Source organism: Streptomyces sp. NPDC020801 (genome assembly GCF_044334385.1).
Taxonomy (GTDB): Bacteria; Actinomycetota; Actinomycetes; order Streptomycetales; family Streptomycetaceae; genus Streptomyces.
In genome coordinates this window covers 1,014,202-1,038,020 of sequence record NZ_JBIRST010000001.1, presented here as the reverse complement: position 1 = coordinate 1,038,020, position 23,819 = coordinate 1,014,202, and the positions used below count along the sequence as shown (strand labels likewise).

The following is a 23,819-nucleotide window of genomic DNA, read 5'->3' as shown; positions in this document are numbered from 1 at the left end:
AGTACCAGCTCAAACCCCGCGACTGGGCCGCCGCCGAACGCGAGGGACGCACCATCGCCCCCCTCATCACCCGCCTCAACGACATCCGGCGCCGCAGTCCGGCCCTGCGACAGCTGCGCGACCTGCACTTCCACCGCGCCGATCAGGACGCGGTGCTCGTCTACTCGAAGCACAGCGGATCGAACACGGTTCTGGTGGTCGCCAACCTCGACCCCCACCACACCCAGGAGGCCACGGTCTCGTTGGACATGCCGCAACTCGGCCTGGAATGGCACGAGTCGGTGCCGGTGCGCGACGAGCTCACCGGCGAGACCTATCACTGGGGCAGGGCCAACTATGTGCGACTCGAACCGGGCCATAGGCCCGCGCATGTCCTCACCGTCCTGCGACCGTCCACCCCGCAGATCGGAGGGTCACCCACAATATGATCGTCAATGAGCCCGTTCCGGACACCTTCGAGGACACTCCCGCCAAGGACCGCGACCCGGAGTGGTTCAAGCGCGCCGTCTTCTACGAGGTCCTGGTCCGCTCCTTCCAGGACAGCAACGGCGACGGCATCGGCGACCTGAAAGGCCTGACCGCCAAACTGGACTATCTGCAGTGGCTCGGCGTGGACTGTCTGTGGCTGCCGCCGTTCTTCAAGTCACCGCTGCGGGACGGCGGTTACGACGTCTCCGACTACACCGCCGTACTCCCCGACTTCGGCGACCTGGCCGACTTCGTGGAGTTCGTCGACGCCGCCCACCAGCGCGGCATGCGCGTCATCATCGACTTCGTCATGAACCACACCAGCGACCAGCACCCCTGGTTCCAGGAGTCGAGAAAGGACCCCGACGGCCCCTACGGCGACTACTACGTATGGGCCGACGACGACAAGCAGTTCCAGGACGCGCGGATCATCTTCGTCGACACGGAGGTGTCCAACTGGACGTACGACCCGGTGCGCAAGCAGTACTACTGGCACCGGTTCTTCTCCCACCAGCCGGACCTCAACTACGAGAACCCGGCGGTGCAGGAGGAGATGATCTCCGCGCTGAAGTTCTGGCTGGATCTCGGCATCGACGGGTTCCGGCTGGACGCGGTGCCGTACCTGTACCAGCAGGAGGGCACCAACTGCGAGAACCTTCCGGCCACGCACGAGTTCCTCAGGCGGGTCCGCAAGGAGATCGACGACCAGTACCCCGACAAGGTGCTGCTGGCGGAGGCCAACCAGTGGCCGGAGGACGTCGTCGACTACTTCGGCGACTACTCCAGCGGCGGCGACGAATGCCACATGGCGTTCCACTTCCCCGTCATGCCCCGCATCTTCATGGCCGTACGGCGGGAATCCCGCTACCCGGTCTCGGAGATCCTCGCCAAGACCCCCGCCATTCCCTCGAACTGCCAGTGGGGCATCTTCCTGCGCAACCACGACGAGCTGACCCTCGAAATGGTCACCGACGAAGAACGCGACTACATGTGGGCGGAATACGCCAAGGACCCACGGATGCGCGCCAACATCGGCATCCGCCGGCGCCTGGCGACCCTGCTGGACAACGACCGCAACCAGATCGAACTGTTCACCGCCCTGCTGCTGTCGCTGCCCGGCAGCCCGATCCTGTACTACGGCGACGAGATCGGCATGGGCGACAACATCTGGCTCGGCGACCGCGACGCCGTCCGCACCCCGATGCAGTGGACCCCGGACCGCAACGCCGGTTTCTCGTCCTGCGACCCGGGACGCCTCTTCCTGCCCACGATCATGGACCCGGTCTACGGCTACCAGGTCACCAACGTCGAGGCGTCGATGTCCTCGCCCTCCTCGCTGCTGCACTGGACCCGCCGGATGATCGAGATCCGCAAGCAGAATCATGCCTTCGGACTCGGGTCGTACACGGAACTGCCGTCCTCCAACCCGTCCGTGATCGCCTTCCTGCGCGAGTACAAGGACGACCTGGTGCTGTGCGTGCACAACTTCTCCCGGTTCGCCCAGCCCACCGAGCTGGATCTGAGCGCGTTCATCGGACGGCACCCGGTGGAGCTCTTCGGCGGGGTGCGCTTCCCGGCCATCGGAGAGCTGCCGTACCTGCTGACACTGGCGGGACACGGCTTCTACTGGTTCCGGCTCCGCAAGGACGCCGCCTAGTTGCCGGGGTGGGGCGGTTTCCCCCGCCCCACCTGTGGGCACGCGTCAGTCACACCCGACCAGCGATTGGACGCGACGCCATGTCGGAAGCCGTCACACGCTCTGTCACCAGCAGCCCCGGCCTCCTTGCGTCCCTGGACCCGCTGCTGCGCGAGTGGCTGCCGCGGCAGCGCTGGTTCGCGGGCAAGGGACGTCCGGTCACGGGTTTCTCGCTGGTCGCCGTGACCGAACTGCTGCCCCCGCCCAAGCTCTCGGCCGCTCCCCCGGGCCCCCCGGGCAAGCTGGGCCTGTACCACCTGCTCGTCCGCGCCCACCAGCCGCTCGCCGCCGGGCAGGGCATGGTCCCGCACCCCGGCGACTGCTACCAGCTGCTCATAGGCGTGCGCGAGGCGCTGCCCCCGCGGCTGGCGCCCGCGCTGATCGGCCATGTGCAGGATGGCCCGCTCGCCGGCCGCACCGTCTACGAGGCCCTCTACGACACCCGCCCCGCCGAGGTGATCCTGGAGGCGCTGCGCGCCCGGGCCCGGATCGGCGGGCTGCGATTCGAGCGGCGGGACGAGATACGCCCCGACCTGGTGCCGCGGGTGGTGACGGCCGAGCAGTCCAACTCGTCCGTCGTCTACGGCGATACGTTCATTCTCAAACTGCTGCGCCGGGTCCTGCCCGGCGTCAACCCCGATCTGGAACTGCCCCTGGCCCTGGCCCGCGAGGGCTGCCCCAGGGTGCCCGCGCCGACGGCGTGGATCCTGGCGGACCCCGACGCGGGCGCCGAGGAGTCGTACGTCCTGGGCGTGCTCCAGCCCTTCGTGCAGGGCGCGACGGACGGCTGGGAGCTGGCGCTGCGGGAGCTGGCCAAGGGCGAGGACTTCAGCTCCGAGGCGCGGGCGCTGGGCCGCGCCACGGCCGAGGTGCACACCGCGCTCGCCCGGGCGCTGCCCACGGTCACGCTCGGCCACCTCCAGCTCCAGTCCCTGGTGGCGGGCATGGCCGAGCGCCTGGAGGCGGCCGCGCAGGCGGTGCCGGCCCTGCGGCCGTACGCCCCCGGACTGCACTCCGCGTTCGAGGCGCTCGCCGGCCTGGCCGCCGAGGGCCACACCTGGACCGCCCAGCGCATCCACGGCGACCTCCACCTCGGGCAGTGCCTGCGTTCCCCCTCCGGGGAGTGGTCGCTGATCGACTTCGAGGGCGAGCCCGCGAAGCCGCTGGCCGAACGGCGGATGGCGCAGCCCGTGGTGCGGGACGTCGCCGGGATGCTGCGCTCCTTCGACTACGCGGCGCACTCGGCCGGCGGCCCGCCCGCGCCGGAGTGGGCCGCGGCCTGCCGGGCCGCGTACTGTGCCGGGTACGCCGAGGTCAGCGGGCGCGATCCACGCACCGAGCCGGTCCTGCTGCGGGCCTATGAGACCGACAAGGCGATCTACGAGGTCCTGTACGAGGCCCGGCACCGCCCCGACTGGCTCCCGGTGCCGCTGTCGGCGGTGCGCCGCCTGGCCACCGAAGACGCCATCTGATCCGAACTTTCACCTGACCTGCCCTGACCTGCGCCGAGGAGGCTCCACCCGTGACTCCCCGCCCCCCGTCCAGCGGTTCTGATCCGAAGAAGACGGCCGCGGCCGCCGGTGCCGAGCAGCCGGCGGCCGCGAAGAAGAGCGCCGCGAGGAATACGGCGAAGAAGGCGGCGGCGAAGGCCGTGAAAGCCGCGAAGAGCGTGAAGGAGGCGGCGCAGATCCCTGCTCCGCCGGAGCGGCCGGTGGCGAAGAAGGCAGCCTCGAAGAAGGCCACGGCCAAGAAGGCGGTGGCGAAGAAGACGGCCACGAAGACCGCGGACGCGACGAGGGCGACGGCGAAGAAGGCCACCGCCAAGAAGACCACGGCCGAGAAGACACCGGCGAAGAAGGCGCCCGCGAGGAAGGCACCGGCCGAGAAGGCATCTGCGGGCAGGCCCGTGACGCAGGCGCCGGGTGCGGTCGGGGTGGGCGCGCAGGCGTCCCCGGGGACCGGTGCGCCGGGCGCGGCCGACACGCCGCGGCCGGTCGCACCACCGCCTGCCCCCGAGCCGGTCACGGCCGGGGCGGTGGCCGTCTCGCCCGCCGTCGGTGCCGGGGACCGTGAGCGGCTGCTCGGCGGTAGGCATCACGATCCGCACTCGGTGCTGGGGGCGCATCCGGTGCCCGGTGGCATCGCCGTCCGGGCGTTCCGGCCGTACGCGCTGGGGGTCACCGTGGTCGCCGGGGAGCTGCGGACCGGGCTTCGCAACGACGGGGAGGGGTTCTTCTCGGCCCTGCTGCCGCTGCGGGAGGTGCCGCAGTACCGGCTGGAGGTGGCCTACGAGGGCACGGTGCAGGACACCGCGGACGCCTACGGGCTGCTGCCCACGCTCGGCGACCTGGACCTCCACCTCATCGGCGAGGGCCGGCACGAGCAGCTGTGGCAGGTGCTCGGAGCCCACCCGATGACCCACCAGGGCGTGAGCGGCACCCGGTTCGCGGTGTGGGCGCCCAACGCCCGGGGCGTGCGGGTGGCCGGTACCTTCAACTTCTGGGACGGCACCGGGTATCCGATGCGCTCGCTCGGCGGGACCGGGGTGTGGGAGCTGTTCGTGCCCGGCATCGGCGAGGGCGAGCTGTACAAGTTCGAGATCACCCGGCCGGACGGCTCCAGGACGCTGCGCGCCGACCCGCTGGCCCGCCGCACCGAGGTGCCGCCCGCCACGTCGTCCGTCATCCACGCCTCGCACCACGAGTGGGGCGACGAGGAGTGGCTGGCCCGGCGTGCCGAGCGGCCGGCGCACGAGGCGCCGTTCTCGGTGTACGAGGTTCACCTGCCCTCCTGGCGCCCTGGGCTGACGTACCGTCAACTGGCCGAGCAGCTGCCCGCGTACGTCAAGGACCTGGGCTTCACGCACGTGGAGCTGATGCCGGTCGCGGAGCACCCCTTCGGCGGGTCCTGGGGTTACCAGGTCACCGGCTTCTACGCGCCCACCGCGCGCCTGGGCGGCCCGGACGACTTCAAGTACCTGGTCGACGCCCTGCACCGGGCCGGCATCGGCGTGATCATGGACTGGGTGCCGGCGCACTTCCCGCGCGACGCGTGGGCGCTGGCGGAGTTCGACGGGCGTGCGCTGTACGAGCACTCCGACCCCTTGCGGGCCGCCCACCCCGACTGGGGCACCCTGGAGTTCGACTTCGGCCGCCGCGAGGTGCGCAACTTCCTCGTCGCCAACGCCCTGTACTGGTGCGAGGAGTTCCACATCGACGGCCTGCGCGTGGACGCGGTGGCCTCCATGCTCTACCTGGACTACTCGCGCGAGCCGGGCCAGTGGACGCCCAACGAGCACGGCGGCCGGGAGAACCTGGACGCGGTGGCGTTCCTGCAGGAGATGAACGCGACCGTGTACCGCAGGGTGCCGGGCGTGGTGACGGTCGCGGAGGAGTCCACCGCCTGGGACGGGGTGACCCGCGCGACCCACCACCGGGGCCCGAGCGGCTTCGGCGGCCTCGGCTTCGGGCTGAAGTGGAACATGGGCTGGATGCACGACTCGCTGCAGTACATGAGCCACGACCCCATCCACCGCAAGTACCACCACGGCGAGATGACGTTCTCGATGGTGTACGCCTACAGCGAGAACTACGTGCTGCCGATATCCCACGACGAGGTGGTGCACGGCAAGGGCTCGCTGGTGTCGAAGATGCCCGGCGACTGGTGGCAGCAGCGCGCCAACCTGCGCGCCTACCTGGCCTTCATGTGGTCCCACCCGGGCAAGCAACTGCTCTTCATGGGGCAGGAGTTCGCCCAGGGCGCCGAGTGGTCCGAGACGCGCGGCCCGGACTGGTGGCTGCTCGACCCGAACTACGGGGCCGCCGCCGACCACCGGGGCGTGCTGGACCTGGTCCGCGACCTCAACGCCGTCTACCGCGCCACACCCGCGCTGTGGGCCCGCGACATCCATCCCGACGGGTTCCAGTGGATCGCCGGGGACGCGGCGGACGACAACGTGTTCGCGTTCCTGCGCTACGACGCCGAGGGCACCCCGCTGCTGGCGGTGTCCAACTTCGCCCCGGTGGCCCGCCCGGACTACCGCCTGGGCGTTCCCGACGACGTGCCGGCCTGGCTGGAGGCCGTCAACACCGACGCGGCCCGCTACGGCGGCAGCGACGTCGTACACCCGGACCCGGTCAAGCCGGAGCCCCAGCACCGGCACGGGCGCCCGGCGAGCATACGGCTGACGCTGCCACCGCTGGCCACGGTCTGGCTGCGGCCGGCCTAGTAGGGCTTGGTCCCGGACGGGCCGCTGCCCCCGGCGAGGGCGTCCGCCATCGCCTTCGGCAGCGCGTCCGTGTGCAGCACGCCGAGCCGCTGCGTGGCCCGGGTCAGGGCCACGTAGAGGTCGCTCGTGCCGTACCGGCCCGGCTCGACCACCAGCACGGAGTCGAACTCCAGGCCCTTGGCCTGGCGCGGGTCCAGCAGGACGACGGTCCGGGTCAGGTCGGGCTCGGCGCCCGCCGTCACGCCGTCCAGCCGGGCGGCCAGACGGCGGTGCAGCTCGCGCGGGGCGATCACGGCCAGCCGGCCCTCGGCGGGGGTGAGTTCGGCGACCGCCTTCTCCACCGCGCCGGGCAGGTCGTCGGTGGCCCGGGCCCAGGGCCGTACGCCCGTGGACCGGACCGAGCTCGGTGGCCGGAAGGCGGGGTGCTCGGCGCGGACCACGGCCGCCGCCACGTCCATGATCTCGGCGGGGGTGCGGTAGTTGACGCCCAGACGGGTGTGCTCCCAGCGGTTCTCGACGTAGGGCTCGAGGATCTTCGCCCAGGAGCCGACGCCGGCCGCCTCCGCGGTCTGCGCGGGGTCGCCGACCAGGGTCATCGAGCGGGTCGGGCTGCGCCGCATCAGCAGCCGCCACGCCATCGGGGACAGCTCCTGCGCCTCGTCGACGATGATGTGCCCGAACGCCCAGGTCCGGTCGGCCGCGGCGCGCTCGGCGGCGCTGCGGTGGTCCTCCTCCTCCTGGCGCTCGGCGAACCGCTCGGCGTCGATGATGTCGTGCGCGGACAGCACCTCCGAGGCATCCGGGTCGCCGTCCTCCTTGTCCTCGAACTCGTACGTCCGGGAGGCGTAGGACACGTCGAGGACGTGCTGCGCGTAGGCCACCTGCGTCTGCCGCTCGCGGTCGGCGCGGGCGCGGGCCACCCGGTCGTCCTCGCCGAGCAGTTCGGCGGCCTCGTCCAGCAGGGGAACGTCGGCCACGGTCCACGCCCGGGTCACCGGGCGGCGGAGGGCGGCCGCGTCCTCGTCGCTCACGTACCCCTCCGGGTCCGCCAGGAAGTCGGCGATCAGCCGCTGCGGGGTCAGCCGCGGCCACAACTGGTCGATGGCCGACCAGACCTCGGGGTTCTCGGCGAGTTCGTCGCGGATCTGGGTGATGTCACTGGCGTCGAGGAGGTTGGAGCCGTCGTAGGGGTCGGTGCCGATGCGCTCGGCGACCATGTCGGTGAGGGTGTTCAGGATGTGGCCTTCGAAGTGCTCACGGGCCACGTTGTGCGGCAGCCCGGCGGCACGGGTGCGCTCGCGGGCGACGCCCACCAGGCCGTCGTCGAGCATCAGGACCTCCCGGTCGTGCTCGATGGCGATCACCGGGTCGGGCAGCGCCTGCCGGTCCCCTACGACGGCGGCGAGCACGTCGGCCATGTCGGCGCGGCCCTTCACGGCGGCCGCCCCGGGGGTGTCGGTGGCCGTCGCCCGCACTCCGGGGTACAGCTCGCCGACGGTCGCGAGCAGCACGCCGGTCTCACCCAGGGAGGGCAGCACCTCGCCGATGTAGCCGAGGAACGCCGGGTTGGGGCCGACGATGAGGACGGCGCGTTTGGCGAGCAGTTCGCGGTGCTCGTAGAGGAGGTAGGCCGCGCGGTGCAGGGCGACCGCGGTCTTGCCGGTGCCGGGCCCGCCCTCGACCACGAGCACCCCGCGGTGCGGCGCCCGGATGATCTCGTCCTGCTCGGCCTGGATGGTCTGCACGATGTCGCTCATCCGGCCGGTGCGCGCGGAGTTGAGCGCGGCGAGCAGCACCGCGTCGCCGGTGGGGTCCTCGTGGCCGGTGCGGGTGACGTCGCCGAGGTCGAGGATCTCGTCGTGCAGGGAGGCGACCCGGCGGCCCTCGGTGGCGATGTGCCGGCGCCGGCGCAGGCCCATCGGGGTGTGGCCGGTGGCCAGGTAGAACGGGCGGGCGACGTCGGCCCGCCAGTCGATGAGGATCGGCGTGCGGTCGGCGTCGCCGGCGCGCAGGCCGATGCGGCCGATGTGGTGGCCGGTGCCGGAGGTGAGGTCGATCCGGCCGAAGCAGAGCGAGCCGTCCACCGCGTTCAGCGCGGCGAGCAGCCCGGAGCGCTCGGCGACGAGGATGTCCCGCTCCAGCCTGGCCTGCATGGGCTTGTCGCCCTGCGCGAGCGCGTCCGCGACGGACGCCTCGGTGTCACCGCGCAGCGCGTCCACGTGTGCGTACAGCGCGTCGATGAATTCCTGTTCCCGCCGCAATTCGCCGTCTGGAAAATCGGTGTTTGACAATTCCGCTCCCGCCCGCATATACTGTGCTCACTGAACTTCTCCACGACTCCATCCGCCTGAAGTCGTGAACCATCGAATATACGCAAAGAAATCCCCCGGGCGCAATTGCCCGGGGGATTTCTTTGCGTTCGGCCGGTCCGGCCGGAATTACCGCTCGTGCTCCAGTACGTCCGACAGCTCCTGAAGCAGCCGGCGCTTGGGGCGTGCTCCCACCATCGACCTCACCGGCTCACCGGCGCGGAACACCATCAGGGTGGGCGTGGACAGCACGCCGTAGGCGATCGTGGTCTGCGGATTCCGGTCCACGTCGAGCTGGACGATCTTCAGCCGGTCACCCTCCTCGAAGGCGATGTCGCCCAGTACCGGGCCCAGCTGCCGGCACGGCCCGCACCACTCGGCCGTGAACTGCACCAGCACCGGCAGATCCGCCCCGAGCACCTCCGCCTCGAAGTCCGCGTCGGTCACTTCGGCCACACCGGCCACCTGCTTGATCACCACTCCTGCCCTCCCAGTTCGCACAGCGGTTCCGGACCCCCCGGAACCAGCGCATCGGCGGCCGGCTCCTCCCGCGCCCTCCCCCAAGCTCTCGACTCCGCCCGAGCAGGGGGCGCCCCCATGGCCCGGGCCAGCCGCGCGCCGACCTGGGCGCGCACCGCCCGCAGCTCGCCGATCAGCGCGTCCAGCTCGGCCAGCTTGCGCCGGTAGACCGCGAGGGACGCCGGGCACGAGTCGCCCTCCGGGTGCCCGGCCCGCAGGCACTCCACGAAGGGCCGGGTCTCCTCCAGGCCGAACCCGAAGTCCTGCAGGGTCTGGATCTGCGTGATGAACCTGAGGTCGCGCTCGTCGTACGTGCGGTGCCCGTGTGCGTCGCGCCGCGCGGGCAGCAGCCCCCGCGATTCGTAGTACCGCAGCGTCCGCGTTGTGGTCCCGGCCCTCGCGGCCAGCTCGCCGATTCGCATGCGTACGAACGTAAGCCCTGACGCCGACGTCAAGGCAAGGGCGGCATCACTGCACGGCGAGCCCCGCCGACTCCTCCACCTCCAGCAGCGAGGCGCTGTGGCGTTCCTCGTCGAAGGCCCTGCGGCCGCCGCGCAGGCCGAACAGGCGCTTGGCGAGGGCGATGTAGAGGACGGCGATGATGTTGAGGACCAGGGTGGTGATCTTCACCGCGCTGATGTGCTCGGTGAGTTCGTAGATCTCCAGCGGCAGGAAGGCGGCGGTGGCGACCACCGTCAGGTACTCGGCCCAGCGCTTGGCGTACCACAGGCCGACGGCCTCGACGAGTTCCACCAGCGCGTAGGCCAGCAGCAGCGCGGCCACCAGGATCAGCGTGGAGTGCTTGTAGCCGAAGGTCTTCTGGACGGTGCCGACGACCGGTGAGTGGTCGAGGTCGTAGTGGAAGTGCCGGAAGACGGGGCGGAAGACGTCCAGGTACTCATTGAACAGCCGCCGCACCGCGTCCTGGCTGTTGCTGAACCGCCACACGGCCACCGCGACCAGCACGATGAACACCCCGCGCAGGGCCCGCTCGATCGCGAGGAAGCGCAGGATGAACAGGTCCCGCAGCACCTTGCCGCGCGGCACCAGCGGGGCGTCGGCGGCCGGTCCGGAGCCGTGCGGCTCACCGAGCGCGAAGTCGCCGCAGCGCAGACACCGCCACACCTCCCCGAGGGCGGTCTCGGCGTGCAGCCGGATCCGCAGCCGGGGGTCGTCCGGTGCGTAGGTCACATGGCCCTTGCGCGCGCAGGTGCGCCGGTCCCAGTCGATCTTCATTCCCCCGTCGCCTCCATACGTACATACGCCATGCGGTCATACGACCGTGCCGCGCCGGTGATGCGGCACGGCACGGACGGTAGTGCATCGCGTTGAGAGACGACGGGCCGGGGACTTCAGTTCACACCGCTGCCCACCAGCTCCCTCACCTCCTGGGCCGGCTCCGCCTCGCGGGCGGTGCCGCGCGGCAGCAGCAGGGCGACGGCGAGGGTGCCCACACCCAGGACGACGGCGCCGACCAGGCTGGTGTGGGCCACCGCGTCGGCGAAGGACGAGCCGACCGCGTCCTTCATCCGGTGGGCACCCTGGGCGAGCTGCCCGGCCTGGGTCTTGAGCTGGGCGGCCTGCTGGGGATCGCTCGTGCGGGCCGCCTGCCCGGCCAGCTGCCGCGCCTTGGCGCCGATGCCCTGTGCGACGGCGTACCCGGCGCCGACCGAGTCCTGGGCGGTGGACAGCGCGTCGGCCGGGAGCCCGCTGCCCGCGGTGGCGCCGGAGATGTGGTGGGAGTACGAGGCCGACAGCAGCGAGCCGAGGATCGCGATGCCGAGCGAGCCGCCCAGCTCCAGCGAGGTGTCGTTGACCGCGCCGCCGACGCCCAGTTCGGACTCGGGGAAGGCGCCCATGATGGCGTCGGTGCAGGGCGAGAGGGCGAGGCCGATCGCCAGGCCCAGGATGATCAGGGGCGCCACGAAGTCGCCGTAGGACGACGCGCCGTCCACCCCTGTCAGCAGCGCCAGCGCGGCGGTGCCGCCGACCATGCCCGCGGTGACCGTCCACTTCATGCCGACGCGCGGGGTGAGGTAGCCGGTCAGTGCCGAGCCGGCGAAGACGGCGCCCGCCAGCGGCAGCATCCGCAGGCCGGTGCCCAGGGCGTCGTAGCCGAGGACGAACTGCAGGTGCTGGGTGAGGTAGTAGAAGGCCCCGAAGACGGCCAGGAAGAAGAGGGCGACGGCGAGGTTGGAGCCGGCGAAGCGGCGGCTGCCGAAGCGGCGTACGTCCAGGATCGGGCGCGGGTGGCGCAGCTCCCACAGGACGAAGGCGACCAGGCCCGTGCCCGCGACCACCGCGGCGGTGACCGCCTTGACGTCCCAGCCGAAGTGCGGCCCCTCGATGATCATGTAGACCAGCGAGCCGACCCAGACCACCGACAGCAGGCCGCCGGCATAGTCGATCCGGTCGTGGTGGCCGGCCTTCGAAGGCGGGACGAGGACGAAGGCCGCGACCAGGGCGACGGCGGCGATCGGCACGTTGATCAGGAAGGTCGAGGCCCAGCCGTGGTTCCTCAGCAGCGCGCCGGCGACGACGGGGCCGGCCGCGATGGCGAGCCCGGCGGTGGCGGTCCACAGGGTGATCGCCTTGGCGCGTTCGGCGCGCGGGAAGGTCGCGGCCAGCAGGGACAGCGTGGCCGGCATGATCAGCGCGGCGCCGACACCCATCACCGCGCGGGCGGCGATGACGGTCGCCGCGCTGCCGGCGAGGTATCCGAAGACGGCTCCGCCGCCGAACACCACCAGCCCGAGGACGAGCGCCCCGCGCCGGCTGTACTTGTCGCCGATCGCGCCGAGCAGCAGCATCAGCGCCGCGTACGGGACGGTGTAGCCGTCGATCACCCACTGCAGGTCCGCGCTGGACAGCCCCAGGTCCCGGGTCATGTCGGGCGCGGCGACGGTGAGGGCGGTGTTGGCCATCACGATGATCAGCAGGCTAAGGCAGAGCACGAGCAGCGCCCACCAGCGCCGGGCGTAGGGGCGGTCCATCCTCTCGACCGGTTCGTTCATGACGAGTCGCATGGCAGGGGTTGCCTTCCTCGGATGCGCGACAAGAACTTGCACAGTGCTGTGCACTTGCACAACGATGTGCAATGTATGTCCTTGCACATCGTTGTGCAAGTCGAGGGGAGTGCAGAATGTCAGCCATGACCACGGGTAACACCAGTCGCGCCGACGCGAACCGGCGCCGCATCCTCGACGTCGCCCTCGCCGAGCTGCTGCACGATCCGGACGCGTCGATGGACCAGATCGCACGCGCCGCGGGTGTCGTACGGCGCACGGTGTACGGCCACTTCCCCAGCCGGGAGGCGCTGATCAGCACGCTCGTCGACGACGCCGTGCACGCGCTGGCGGCCGCGCACGCGGCGGGACGGGAGGGAGTCGAGGACCCCGCGGAGGCGGTGGCCCGCTCGGTGCTGGCGGTGTGGCACATCGCCGACCGCTACCGGCTGCTGGTGGCGCTCGCCCAGCGCACGGTCACCATGCAGGGCATCCGCGAACGCCTCGCCCCCGTCCGGGCCAGCGCCGCACAGCTGCTCCAACGCGGCCTGGACCAGGGTGCCTTCAGCTCGGCGCTGCCCGCGCCGGCCCTGGCGTACGTGCACGAGCAGATCCTGTTCGCGCTGATGGAGGCCGTGAACGACGGCCTGCTGGCCCCCCGTGCGGCGGGCCGCTCGGCCGCGGTCACGGTGCTGACGGCGGCGGGGGTGCCGGCCTCGCTCGCCGCAGCGCTGGTGGCGAAGCTCGGCGACTGAGCGTCCCGGGACACGGCGAAGCCGAGCGGCCGGGCCCACGGGGGGAGGGCCCGGCCGCTCGGCGGCTTCTTCGGTTGCCGGACACCCGGCCCGGGTTCAGGCGGAGCCGGGTGTCCGGAGCACGGGAGGTCAGGCCTTGGCCAGCTCCTTCTCACCGTTCCCGCGCGGCTCGGGCAGGTCCGCGCGGGTGTCGCCCTCGGTCTCGTCCAGCAGTGTGCTCTCGTCGAAGGGCAGCCGCCCGGCGAGGACCTGCTCGAGGCGGACCCTGTCGATCTCCTTCGTCCAGGAGCCGATCAGAACGGTGGCCACGGCGTTGCCCGCGAAGTTCGTCAGGGCACGGGCCTCGCTCATGAAGCGGTCGATGCCGACGATGAGTCCGACGCCGTCGACCAGGGCGGGCCGGTGCGACTGGAGGGCACCGGCGAGGGTGGCCAGACCGGCGCCGGAGACGCCCGCGGCACCCTTGGAGGCCACCATCATGAACAGCAGCAGTGTGATCTGCTCGCCCAGGTGCAGCGGCTGGCCCATGGCCTCGGCGATGAAGAGGGAGGCCATGGTCAGGTAGATCATGGTGCCGTCGAGGTTGAAGGAGTAACCGGTCGGCACGGTGATGCCGACGACCGGGCGGCTGACGCCCAGGTGCTCCATCTTGGCGATCAGCCGGGGCAGGGCCGTGTCGGACGACGACGTGGAGAGGATGAGCAGGAACTCGCGGCCCAGGTACTTCAGCAGCTTGAGAAGGCTGACCCTGGCGACGAACCACAGCACCGGGCCCAGCACCAGGCCGACGAAGAGCACGCAGGTGATGTAGAAGCCGAGCATGATCGTCCCGAGTGCCTTCAGCGCCTCGACGCCGGTTTCCCCGACGACCGCCGCGATCGCGCCGAACGCACCCACCGGCGCGGCCCACATGATCATGGACAGGACCCGGAAGACGAGCTTCTGGATGTGCCCGATGCCCCGCAGGATCGGCTCGCCGGACTTGCCCATCGCCTGGACCGCGAAACCGACCAGCAGCGCGACGAGCAGCGTCTGCAGCACCACGCCTTCGGTGAAGGCGGACACGAACGTGGTCGGGATGATGCTCATCGCGAAGTCGACGAGGCCCTCGCCGGCCGTCGCCGCCTGGGTGTGGCCGACCTGCTTCACCGACTCGCTCAGGTGCATGCCCTGGCCGGGATGCAGGACGTTGCCGACCACCAGGCCGATCGCCAGCGCGACGAACGACATGCCGATGAAGTAGGCGAGCGCGAGTCCTCCCAGCTTGCCGACCTTGGCGGCACTGCGGATCGAGCCGACACCGGTCACGATGGTGCAGAAGATGACCGGCGTGATCATCATCTTGATCAGGTTCACAAAGCCCGTGCCGAGCGGCTTGAGCTCCTTGGCGAAGTCCGGCGCGGCGAACCCGACGGCGATACCGAGGGCAACCGCGACGACCACCGCGATATAGAGGTAATGGGTGCGGTCCCGCCTGGCTGTGGGTGCGGCAGGTGCCGTATCGGCTGCGCTGGTCACGGCGGCCCTCCTTGACGACGTCGTCGGCATCACCGGCGTGCGGCTCACGTCCGGGGGTTTTCGGGAATGCCGTGACTATCTCCTGCCGTGTGAGGGCGGTCACCCTTCCGTTCATTTAGTTCACGCCAGAACCGAGAGGCAGACTGACGGCATGCGCATACCCGTCCTCCCGAGACCTCGCAGCCTGGCGGGCCAGCTGTTCGCCATGCAGGCCGTGCTGCTCGCGCTGGTCGTGGCCGGATATGCGCTGTTCACCTACGCCAGCGACCGCGGCCAGGCCGAAGGGGCGGCCCGCCGGCAGGCCACTGCGGTGGCCCGCTCGATCGCGGACGCGCCCTCGGTCCGCGGCGCGATCCACACCGTCGACCCCACCGCGGACCTCGAGCCGTACGCGCTGAAGGTGCAGAAGGACACCGGGGTCGACTTCGTCACGATCATGACGCCCGACGGCATCCGCTGGACCCACCCGGACCGCAGGCAGATCGGCAGGCCCTTCCTCGGCAACATCTCCCGCGCCCAGCACGGCGAGACCTTCACCGAGACCTACACCGGTACCCTCGGGCCGTCCGTGCGTGCGGTCACGCCCGTTCGGGACGGCGGCCGCATCATCGGCCTGGTCAGCGCCGGCATCAAGGTCGAGGCGATCAGCCACCGGGTGCAGGACCAGGTCACGGCGCTGTTCGCGGTGGCGGCCGGGATCCTCGCGCTGGGCGGCGCCGGTACGTACGTGATCAACGCGCGGCTGCGCCGGCACACCCACGGGATGAACGCGGACGAGCTCAGCCGGATGCACGACTACCACCAGGCCGCGCTGCACGCGGTGCGGGAGGGGCTGCTGATGCTGGACGCGCAGTACCGGGTGGCTCTGATCAACGACGGCGGGCAGGAGCTGCTGGGCGTGGGACGGGAGAGGGACGTGGTGGGGAAGTCGGTGGCACAGCTCGGCCTGCCCGCCCCGCTGACGGGCGCGCTGCTGGCGTCGGAGCCCAGGGTGGACGAGGTGCATCTGACCAGCTCACGCGTCCTCGTGGTCAACACCTCCCCCGTGTCGGGCGGTCAGCGGCGGGGCACGGTGGCGACCCTGCGCGATGTCACCGAACTCCAGTCCGTGATGGGTGAGTTGGACTCCGAGCGTGGTTTCACGCAGGCGCTGCGCTCCCAGGCGCACGAGGCGGCGAACCGTCTGCACACGGTGGTGTCGCTGATCGAGCTGGGCCGCGCCGAGGAGGCGGTCGGCTTCGCGACCGCCGAACTGGAACTGGCCCAGGCGCTGACCGACCGGGTGGTGGCGGCGGTGAGCGAACCGGTGCTGGCCGCGCTGCTGCTGGGCAAGACCGCGCAGGCGAACGAGCGGGGCGTGGAGCTGGTGGTGTCCGAGGACAGCGGACTGGACGACGGTCTGCTCCCCAGGACACTGCCGCCCCGGGACCTGGTGACCATCCTCGGCAACCTCATCGACAACGCGGTCGACGCGGCCCAGGGCCGCGTGCCCGCACGGGTGACGGTCACGGCGTGCGTGGAGGGCACCGAACTGGTCCTGCGGGTCGCCGACACCGGCCCGGGCGTGGACCCCGCCCACGCGGACCTGGTCTTCCAGCGCGGCTTCTCGACCAAGCCCACCGGTCCCGGCGGCCGGGGCCTCGGCCTCGCCCTGGCCCGGCAGGCCGTGCACCGCCACGAGGGCACCCTGACGGTGACGGAGTCCGAGGAGGGCGGCGCGGTGTTCGAGGCCAGATTGCCGCTGGGGGGCGGGGCGGACGGTTCGCCGGACGGCGGGGCCGGGGCCCCCGTCGGGCGGGTTGTGCCCGGAGGTGCCGGATGACCGGCGGCGGGGCGGACGGAAGAGCCATTCGCGTTCTGGTGGTGGAGGACGACCCGGTCGCGGCGGACGCACATGTGATGTACGTGGGCCGGGTGCCGGGATTCGTGGCCGTGGGCAAGGTGCACACCGGCGCCCAGGCCCGGCGGGCGCTGGAGCGCACACCGGTCGACCTGCTCCTGCTCGACCTGCACCTGCCGGACGTGCACGGCCTCCAACTGGCCCGCTCCCTGCGGGCGGCGGGCCATCACGCGGACGTCATCGCGGTCACGTCCGCGCGGGACCTCGCGGTGGTGCGGGAGGGGGTCTCGCTGGGCGTGGTCCAGTACGTACTGAAGCCCTTCACCTTCGCGACCCTGCGGGACCGCCTCGTCCGCTACGCCGAGTTCCACGCGGCGGTGGGTGAGGCGAGCGGCCAGGACGAGGTGGACCGGGCGCTGGCGGCACTGCGCGCCCCTGGTCCGGCCGCCCTGCCCAAGGGGCTGAGTGCACCGACGCTGGAGCGGGTGACGGGCGCCCTGCGCGAGGCGGCCGAGGGGCTCACCGCGGCCGGGCTCGCCGAGGCGGTGGGCATCTCCCGGATCACGGCCCGCCGTTATCTGGAACACCTGGTGGAGGCGGGCCGCGCCGGCCGGAGCCCGCTGTACGGTCAGGTGGGACGGCCGGAGCTGGTGTACCGATGGGTGCCGGCGGCGGGCAGGGGCGCGGGGAAGGCCCGGTAGGCGGGCACACCGGGGCGTCAACGGGCTGGTCAAGAGCCGTTACCCACGGAACCGCGGTTTCCCGCCATGTGTGATGCTGTCGGAACGGACCGTGGTCACCGGCCACGCGTGGCCCTGGTTTGTGGCCCGTGCGCCGACACCCAGCCCCACCGAACCAGCCAGGCCCCCGTTCGACGCCCCCGCCGCCCGCCGCATCCGTGCCGCCCTCGGCATCGGTCCCGAGCACGTGGCCCACGACCGGCGGGTCTCCTACGGGCTGCCCCACGTCACGCCCGACAACGGCCGGATCGTGGAGCACTTCTGGGCCAGGGTCGAGGGTGCCTCGTAGCACCGCGGTGACGCAGGCCCCGTGGTGGTGCAGGCTCGCTGGTGCTGCAGGCCCCGTGGCGCTGCCCCGCGTCGGATCCGGAAGGCCGGCTCGGGCTCCGTCCGGAAGTCCGTCCGGAAGACCGGCTCCGCTGGTGCTGCGACCGGAAAGGTTCACCGGCTCGCGACGCCCGGCACGCACCTCGCCGCGTTGTCGCATCACCCGAGGACATCCAGTACGCGGGCGATGCTCCGCCCTGCGATGCACCTCACCGGACGCCGCGGGCTCTCCGGCAAACCTTTCCGGCCACAGCGCTAGAAGACCGACTCCGCCTCGTCCATCCGGTCCTTCGGCACCGTCTTCAGCTCGGTGACGGCCTCCGCCAGCGGCACCATCACGATGTCGGTGCCGCGCAGCGCGGTCATGCGGCCGAACTCGCCGCGGTGCGCGGCCTCCACCGCGTGCCAGCCGAAGCGGGTGGCGAGGACCCGGTCGTATGCGGTCGGTACGCCGCCGCGCTGGACGTGGCCGAGGATGACCGGCTTGGCCTCCTTGCCGAGCCGCTTCTCCAGCTCGTACGCCAGTGCCGTGCCGATGCCCTGGAAGCGCTCGTGGCCGAACTTGTCGATCTCGCCGTGGCCGTAGTCCATGGTGCCCTCGGCGGGGTGGGCGCCCTCGGCGACGCAGATCACGGCGAACTTCTTGCCGCGGGCGAAGCGCTCCTCGACCATCTTGACCAGGTCGGCGGGGTTGAAGGGGCGCTCGGGCAGGCAGATGCCGTGGGCGCCGGCGGCCATGCCGGACTCCAGGGCGATCCAGCCCGCGTGCCGGCCCATGACCTCGACGACCATCACGCGCTGGTGGGACTCGGCAGTGGTCTTCAGGCGGTCCATGGCCTCCGTCGCGACCCCGACGGCCGTGTCGAAGCCGAAGGTGCGGTCGGTGGAGGAGATGTCGTTGTCGATCGTCTTCGGCACGCCCACCACCGGCAGTCCGGCGTCCGACAGCATGCGGGCCGCCGTCAGCGTGCCCTCGCCGCCGATCGGGATGAGGGCGTCGATGCCGAACTCGTGGATCATGTCGGACGCGTTCTCGCAGGCCTCGCGGAGCCGGTCGCGCTCCAGCCGCGAGGAGCCGAGTATGGTGCCGCCGCGGGCGAGGATGCCGCTGACAGCGTTGAGGTCCAGGCCCCGGTAACGCCCGTCCAGCAGGCCCGCGTAGCCGTCCTCAAAACCGATGACCTCGTCGCCGTACGTCGTGACCGCTCGGTGCACGACCGACCGGATCACCGCGTTCAGACCAGGACAGTCGCCGCCTGCCGTGAGAACTCCGATACGCATCGTGCTGTGTCTCCTGCTCGCTGTTGACACCGGTGATCCTGTCCGATTGTTTCACGTCCCCGGAGCCGCTGGGCCTTGACGGGCGCCTTATCTAGCGGCGGGGGTATTGTCAAGAGGGTTCCGCTCACCCCGGTGGGCGATTTTTTTGCAGACGGCAGAGGTCAGTGACCACCTGTGATCACCCGACGAAACGGAGAGCCCGCGTGACCCGCAGCGTGTACGTGACCGGCATCGATCGCGGCGACGGCCGTCAGGTCGTCGAGCTGGGAGTCATGGAGCTCCTGACCCGGCAGGTCGACCGGGTGGGCGTCTTCCGTCCCCTCGTCCACGACGGTTCGGACCGCCTCTTCGAACTGCTGCGCGCCCGCTACCGCCTGCCCCAGGAGCCGGCGACCGTCTACGGCATGGTCTACCAGGAGGCGTCCGCCCTCCAGGCCGAACAGGGCACGGACGAGCTGGTGTCGGCCCTCGTCGACCGCTTCCACCTGGTCGCCCGGGACTACGACGTGGTCCTCGTCCTCGGCACCGACTTCGCCGACACCCAGCTCCCGGACGAGCTGTCCCTCAACGCCCGCCTCGCCAACGAGTTCGGCGCCTCGGTGCTCCCGGTCGTGGGCGGCCGCAAGCAGACCGCGGAGTCCGTGCTCGCCGAAACCCGCAACGCCTACCGCGCCTACGACGGTCTGGGCTGCGACGTCCTGGCCATGGTCACCAACCGGGTGGCCCGCGAGGACCGCGACGAGATCGCCGGGCGGCTGGCGGGCCGGCTGCCGGTGCCCTGTTTCGTGGTGCCCGACGAGCCCGCCCTGTCCGCACCGACGGTCGCCCAGATCACCCAGGCCCTGGACGGCAAGGTCCTGCTGGGCGACGACTCGGGGCTGTCCCGCGACGTCCTCGACTTCGTGTTCGGCGGCGCGATGCTGCCCAACCTCCTCAAGGCGCTGACCCCGGGCTGTCTGGTCGTCACCCCCGGCGACCGCGCCGACCTGGTCGTCGGCTCGATGGCCGCGCACAGCGCCGGCACCCCGCCGATAGCCGGCGTGCTGCTCACCCTTGACGAGGCGCCGGGCGAGGAGATCCTCACCCTCGCCGCCCGCCTGGCCCCGGGCACCCCGGTGGTCTCGGTGTCCGGCAACAGCTTCCCCACGGCCGAGCGGCTGTTCTCCCTGGAGGGCAAGCTGAACGCGGCCACCCCGCGCAAGGCGGAGACCGCGCTCGGCCTGTTCGAGCGGTACGTCGACACCGCCGACCTCAACAAGCGCGTCTCCGCGCCCAGCAGCGACCGGGTCACGCCGATGATGTTCGAGCACAAGCTGCTCGAACAGGCCCGCTCCGACAAGCGGCGGGTCGTGCTGCCGGAGGGCACCGAGGAGCGCGTGCTGCACGCGGCCGAGGTGCTGCTGCGCCGGGGCGTGTGCGACCTGACGCTGCTCGGGCCGGTGGACACCATCCGCAAGAAGGCCGCCGACCTCGGCATCGACCTCGCGGGCTCCCAGCTGATCGACCCGGCCGTCTCCGAACTGCGCGACTCCTTCGCCGGGCAGTACGCCCGCCTGCGCGCCCACAAGGGCGTCACGGTCGAGCTGGCGTACGACGTGGTCTCCGACGCCAACTACTTCGGCACGCTGATGGTCCAGGAGGGCCTGGCCGACGGCATGGTGTCGGGGTCCGTGCACTCGACGGCCGCGACCATCCGCCCCGCGTTCGAGATCATCAGGACGACGCCGGAGTCGTCCATCGTCTCGTCCGTCTTCTTCATGTGCCTGGCCGACAAGGTGCTCGTCTACGGCGACTGCGCGGTCAACCCGGACCCGAACGCCGAGCAGCTCGCCGACATCGCCGTCCAATCGGCGGCCACCGCCGCCCGGTTCGGCGTGGAGCCGAGGATCGCGATGCTGTCGTACTCCACCGGTACGTCCGGCACGGGCGCCGACGTGGACAAGGTGCGGGAGGCGACCGAACTGGTGCGGCTGCGCCGGCCGGATCTGATGATCGAGGGGCCGATCCAGTACGACGCGGCCGTGGAGCCGTCGGTTGCCGCCACCAAGCTGCCCGGATCCGAGGTAGCCGGGCAGGCCAGCGTGCTGATCTTCCCGGACCTGAACACCGGCAACAACACCTACAAGGCCGTGCAGCGCTCGGCCGGCGCGATCGCGGTCGGCCCGGTGCTGCAGGGTCTGCGCAAGCCGGTCAACGACCTGTCCCGGGGCGCCCTCGTCCAGGACATCGTCAACACCGTCGCCATCACGGCGATCCAGGCCCAGACGCCCACCGACTGACGTCAGAGAGAACCGTTGAACACCGTGAACGCGACCCGTGTCCTCGTCCTCAACTCCGGCTCCTCGTCGGTGAAGTACCAGCTGCTCGACATGCGCGACGCGCGCCGGCTCGCCGTCGGGCTGGTCGAGCGCATCGGCGAGCAGACCTCCCGGCTCAGGCACACCTGCGTCATCTCCGGCGACACCCGTGAGCAGAACGGGCCGATCGCCGACCACGACGCGGCCCTGAAGGCGGTCGCCGAGGAGCTGTCCAAGGACGGGCTCGGCCTGGACTCCCCCGAGCTGGCCGCGATCGGGCACCGGGTGGTGCACGGCGGCATGTTCTTCACCGAGCCGACGGTCATCGACGACGCCGTGCTCACCGAGGTCGAGCGGCTGATCCCGGTGGCGCCGCTGCACAACCCGGCCAACCTCACCGGCATCCGCACGGCCATGGCGCTGCGCCCGGACCTGCCTCAGGTCGCCGTCTTCGACACGGCGTTCCACACGACCATGCCGGAGTCCGCGGCCCGCTACGCGATCGACACCAAGATCGCGGACCGGCACCGGGTGCGGCGCTACGGCTTCCACGGCACCTCACACGCGTATGTCTCCCGGGCGACCGCGAAGCTGCTGGGCAGGGCCCCGGAGGACGTCAACGTCATCGTGCTGCATCTGGGCAACGGGGCGTCGGCCTCGGCGGTCCGGCGCGGGAAGTGCGTGGACACCTCCATGGGGCTGACCCCGCTGGAGGGCCTCGTGATGGGAACGCGTTCCGGTGACCTGGACCCGGCCGTCATCTTCCATTTGCAGCGCGTTGGCGGAATGTCCATGGACGAGATCGACACTCTTCTCAACAAGAGGAGCGGTCTGTTCGGCCTGTGCGGCGACAACGACATGCGGGAGATCCGGCGCCGGATGGACGAGGGCGACCAGGAGGCGCGGCTTGCGTTCGAGATCTACATCCATCGACTGAAGAAGTACATCGGCGCCTATTTCGCGGTACTCGGGACGGTGGACGCGCTCGCCTTCACCGCCGGGGTCGGCGAGAACGCGGACTTCGTGCGCGAGGCCGCCGTCACCGGCCTGCAGGGGCTGGGCCTGGCGGTGGACGGCGCGCGGAACGCCGTACGCGGCGACGAGGCGCGGCTGATCTCGCCCGAGGGCGCGCGGGTGGCCGTGGCCGTGGTTCCCACGGACGAGGAAATGGAGATCGCCAGCCAGACCTACGCATTGGTCGGAAAGGACGGCTGAGGAATTCGACGGCACTCGCCTGAGCGGGAACCCGCCCATTTGCATCTTCCGCCAGACGGAATATTCCGCAGCGAAACAAACCGATAGGATCGCCCCATGCGCCGTTCGAAAATCGTCTGTACTCTCGGCCCCGCGGTCGACTCCCACGAGCAGCTCGTTGCGCTGATCGAGGCCGGCATGAACGTGGCCCGCTTCAACTTCAGCCACGGCACGCACGCCGAGCACCAGGGGCGGTACGACCGCGTCCGTGCCGCCTCCAAGGAGACCGGCCGGGCCATCGCCGTCCTCGCCGACCTGCAGGGCCCGAAGATCCGCCTGGAGACCTTCGCCGAAGGTCCGGTCGAGCTCGAGCGCGGTGACGAGTTCACCATCACCACCGAGGACGTCCCGGGCGACAAGCACGTCTGCGGCACGACCTACAAGGGGCTGCCGGGCGACGTCTCGCGCGGCGACCAGGTCCTGATCAACGACGGCAACGTCGAGCTGAAGGTCCTCGACGTCGACGGCCCGCGGGTCAGGACGATCGTCATCGAGGGCGGCGTGGTCTCCGACCACAAGGGCATCAACCTGCCCGGCGCCGCCGTGAACGTGCCCGCGCTGTCCGAGAAGGACATCGAGGACCTGCGCTTCGCACTGCGCATGGGCTGCGACATGGTCGCCCTGTCCTTCGTCCGGGACGCCAAGGACGTCGCCGACGTCCACCGGGTCATGGACGAGGAGGGCCGCCGGGTCCCGGTCATCGCCAAGGTGGAGAAGCCGCAGGCGGTGGAGAACATGCAGGACGTCGTGATGGCGTTCGACGGCGTGATGGTGGCCCGCGGCGACCTGGCCGTGGAGTATCCGCTCGAGAAGGTCCCCATGGTGCAGAAGCGGCTCATCGAGCTGTGCCGCCGCAACGCCAAGCCGGTGATCGTGGCGACCCAGATGATGGAGTCGATGATCACCAACTCCCGCCCGACCCGCGCCGAGGCCTCCGACGTGGCCAACGCGATCCTGGACGGCGCCGACGCGGTCATGCTGTCGGCCGAGTCGAGCGTGGGCGCGTACCCGATCGAGACCGTCAGGACGATGTCGAAGATCGTCCAGGCGGCCGAGGAGGAGCTGCTGTCCAAGGGCCTGCAGCCGCTGGTGCCCGGCAAGAAGCCGCGCACGCAGGGCGGTTCGGTGGCCCGCGCCGCAGCCGAGATCGCCGACTTCCTGGGCGGCAAGGGCCTGGTGGCCTTCACCCAGTCCGGCGACACCGCCCGCCGGCTGTCCCGCTACCGGGCGACCCAGCCGATCCTGGCGTTCACCACGGACGAGTCCACGCGCAACCAGCTGGCGCTCAGCTGGGGCGTGGAGTCGCACATCGTGCCGTTCGTCGCGAGCACCGACGAGATGGTCGAGCTGGTCGACCAGGAGCTCGTCAAGCTCAACCGCTTCGCCGCGGGCGACACGGTCGTCATCACCGCCGGCTCGCCCCCCGGCGTCCCCGGCACCACCAACATGGTCCGCGTCCACCACCTGGGCGGCGGCGACCGCGACTGACCCCGCCCAGGGGCCGGCCCCGTCCGGTGCCGTCCAAGGGCCGGGCCCCGTCCAAGGGTCCGCGCCGGGGCTCGCACACAGGCTCGTACGGCGC

The 23,819-nt window shown here is 71.2% G+C and carries 17 protein-coding genes and 1 pseudogene; 11 read left to right on the top strand and 7 right to left on the bottom strand.

Annotation, left to right across the window (positions count from 1 at the left end; all coding sequences use genetic code 11):
* The 4 genes from ACH4UM_RS04840 to glgB all read left to right on the top strand — a co-directional run.
* Positions 1–428: DUF3459 domain-containing protein (locus ACH4UM_RS04840; RefSeq protein ID WP_398173522.1), on the top strand; the 428-nt coding region annotated here is incomplete at its 5' end.
* Positions 425–2,125, top strand: a complete 1,701-nt coding sequence (treS, locus tag ACH4UM_RS04835) for a maltose alpha-D-glucosyltransferase (protein ID WP_398173520.1) — start codon at positions 425–427, stop codon at positions 2,123–2,125. The genes ACH4UM_RS04840 and treS, both read left to right, overlap by 4 nt.
* Positions 2,126–2,205: 80 nt before the next feature.
* On the top strand, positions 2,206–3,636 hold the full coding sequence (locus tag ACH4UM_RS04830; protein ID WP_398173518.1) for a maltokinase: 1,431 nt from the start codon (positions 2,206–2,208) through the stop codon (positions 3,634–3,636).
* A 50-nt stretch (positions 3,637–3,686) separates the two neighbouring features.
* Positions 3,687–6,392: a 1,4-alpha-glucan branching enzyme gene (glgB, locus tag ACH4UM_RS04825; RefSeq protein ID WP_398173516.1), complete on the top strand. Its 2,706-nt coding sequence runs from the start codon at positions 3,687–3,689 to the stop codon at positions 6,390–6,392.
* On the opposite strand, the gene ACH4UM_RS04820 is transcribed toward glgB, so the two are convergent.
* The 5 genes from ACH4UM_RS04820 to ACH4UM_RS04800 all read right to left on the bottom strand — a co-directional run bounded on the left by ACH4UM_RS04820 (position 6,389) and on the right by ACH4UM_RS04800 (position 12,246).
* Positions 6,389–8,701 (bottom strand): HelD family protein, encoded by a 2,313-nt coding sequence (locus ACH4UM_RS04820; RefSeq protein WP_398173514.1) that lies wholly within the window; start codon positions 8,699–8,701, stop codon positions 6,389–6,391. The genes glgB and ACH4UM_RS04820 overlap by 4 nt on opposite strands.
* A gap of 129 nt (positions 8,702–8,830) precedes the next feature.
* Positions 8,831–9,175: a thioredoxin family protein gene (locus ACH4UM_RS04815; RefSeq protein WP_398173618.1), complete on the bottom strand. Its 345-nt coding sequence runs from the start codon at positions 9,173–9,175 to the stop codon at positions 8,831–8,833.
* Positions 9,175–9,642 carry a MerR family transcriptional regulator gene (locus ACH4UM_RS04810; protein WP_398173512.1) on the bottom strand — a complete coding sequence of 156 codons (468 nt, stop codon included), beginning with the start codon at positions 9,640–9,642 and terminating at the stop codon, positions 9,175–9,177. The genes ACH4UM_RS04815 and ACH4UM_RS04810 overlap by 1 nt, the downstream gene beginning before the upstream one ends.
* A 46-nt stretch (positions 9,643–9,688) precedes the next feature.
* Positions 9,689–10,456 carry a DUF2127 domain-containing protein gene (locus tag ACH4UM_RS04805; protein ID WP_398173510.1) on the bottom strand — a complete coding sequence of 256 codons (768 nt, stop codon included), beginning with the start codon at positions 10,454–10,456 and terminating at the stop codon, positions 9,689–9,691.
* A gap of 116 nt (positions 10,457–10,572) precedes the next feature.
* Positions 10,573–12,246, bottom strand: a complete 1,674-nt coding sequence (locus ACH4UM_RS04800) for an MFS transporter (RefSeq protein ID WP_398173508.1) — start codon at positions 12,244–12,246, stop codon at positions 10,573–10,575.
* A gap of 116 nt (positions 12,247–12,362) precedes the next feature.
* Here ACH4UM_RS04800 and ACH4UM_RS04795 point away from each other — a divergent pair, with 116 nt between their 5' ends.
* Positions 12,363–12,980, top strand: coding sequence for a TetR/AcrR family transcriptional regulator (locus ACH4UM_RS04795; RefSeq protein ID WP_398173506.1), 618 nt, complete (start codon positions 12,363–12,365; stop codon positions 12,978–12,980).
* Between the two features lie 129 nt (positions 12,981–13,109).
* Here ACH4UM_RS04795 and ACH4UM_RS04790 read toward each other — a convergent pair whose 3' ends face one another.
* Complete coding sequence (locus tag ACH4UM_RS04790; RefSeq protein ID WP_398173504.1) at positions 13,110–14,498, bottom strand: cation:dicarboxylate symporter family transporter; 1,389 nt, start codon at positions 14,496–14,498, stop codon at positions 13,110–13,112.
* Positions 14,499–14,649: 151 nt separating this feature from the next.
* Between ACH4UM_RS04790 and ACH4UM_RS04785 the strand changes: the two genes are divergently transcribed.
* From ACH4UM_RS04785 to ACH4UM_RS04775, 3 genes and pseudogenes are all read left to right on the top strand, one after another.
* Positions 14,650–16,320 carry an ATP-binding protein gene (locus tag ACH4UM_RS04785; RefSeq protein ID WP_398173502.1) on the top strand — a complete coding sequence of 557 codons (1,671 nt, stop codon included), beginning with the start codon at positions 14,650–14,652 and terminating at the stop codon, positions 16,318–16,320.
* Positions 16,317–17,039: a response regulator gene (locus tag ACH4UM_RS04780; RefSeq protein ID WP_398173500.1), complete on the top strand. Its 723-nt coding sequence runs from the start codon at positions 16,317–16,319 to the stop codon at positions 17,037–17,039. The genes ACH4UM_RS04785 and ACH4UM_RS04780 overlap by 4 nt, the downstream gene beginning before the upstream one ends.
* A gap of 73 nt (positions 17,040–17,112) precedes the next feature.
* Positions 17,113–17,316: pseudogene (locus ACH4UM_RS04775) on the top strand (XRE family transcriptional regulator); the annotation flags it as partial.
* 344 nt (positions 17,317–17,660) lie between these two features.
* Here the strand turns inward: ACH4UM_RS04775 and ACH4UM_RS04770 are convergent.
* Positions 17,661–18,686 (bottom strand): ATP-dependent 6-phosphofructokinase, encoded by a 1,026-nt coding sequence (locus ACH4UM_RS04770; RefSeq protein ID WP_398173498.1) that lies wholly within the window; start codon positions 18,684–18,686, stop codon positions 17,661–17,663.
* A 203-nt stretch (positions 18,687–18,889) separates the two neighbouring features.
* Between ACH4UM_RS04770 and pta the strand changes: the two genes are divergently transcribed.
* The 3 genes from pta to pyk all read left to right on the top strand — a co-directional run bounded on the left by pta (position 18,890) and on the right by pyk (position 23,725).
* Positions 18,890–20,965, top strand: coding sequence for a phosphate acetyltransferase (gene pta, locus ACH4UM_RS04765; protein ID WP_398173496.1), 2,076 nt, complete (start codon positions 18,890–18,892; stop codon positions 20,963–20,965).
* Positions 20,966–20,989: 24 nt separating this feature from the next.
* On the top strand, positions 20,990–22,198 hold the full coding sequence (locus ACH4UM_RS04760) for an acetate kinase (protein WP_398173494.1): 1,209 nt from the start codon (positions 20,990–20,992) through the stop codon (positions 22,196–22,198).
* A gap of 96 nt (positions 22,199–22,294) precedes the next feature.
* Positions 22,295–23,725 carry a pyruvate kinase gene (gene pyk, locus ACH4UM_RS04755; RefSeq protein WP_398173492.1) on the top strand — a complete coding sequence of 477 codons (1,431 nt, stop codon included), beginning with the start codon at positions 22,295–22,297 and terminating at the stop codon, positions 23,723–23,725.
* Positions 23,726–23,819 lie beyond the last annotated feature (94 nt).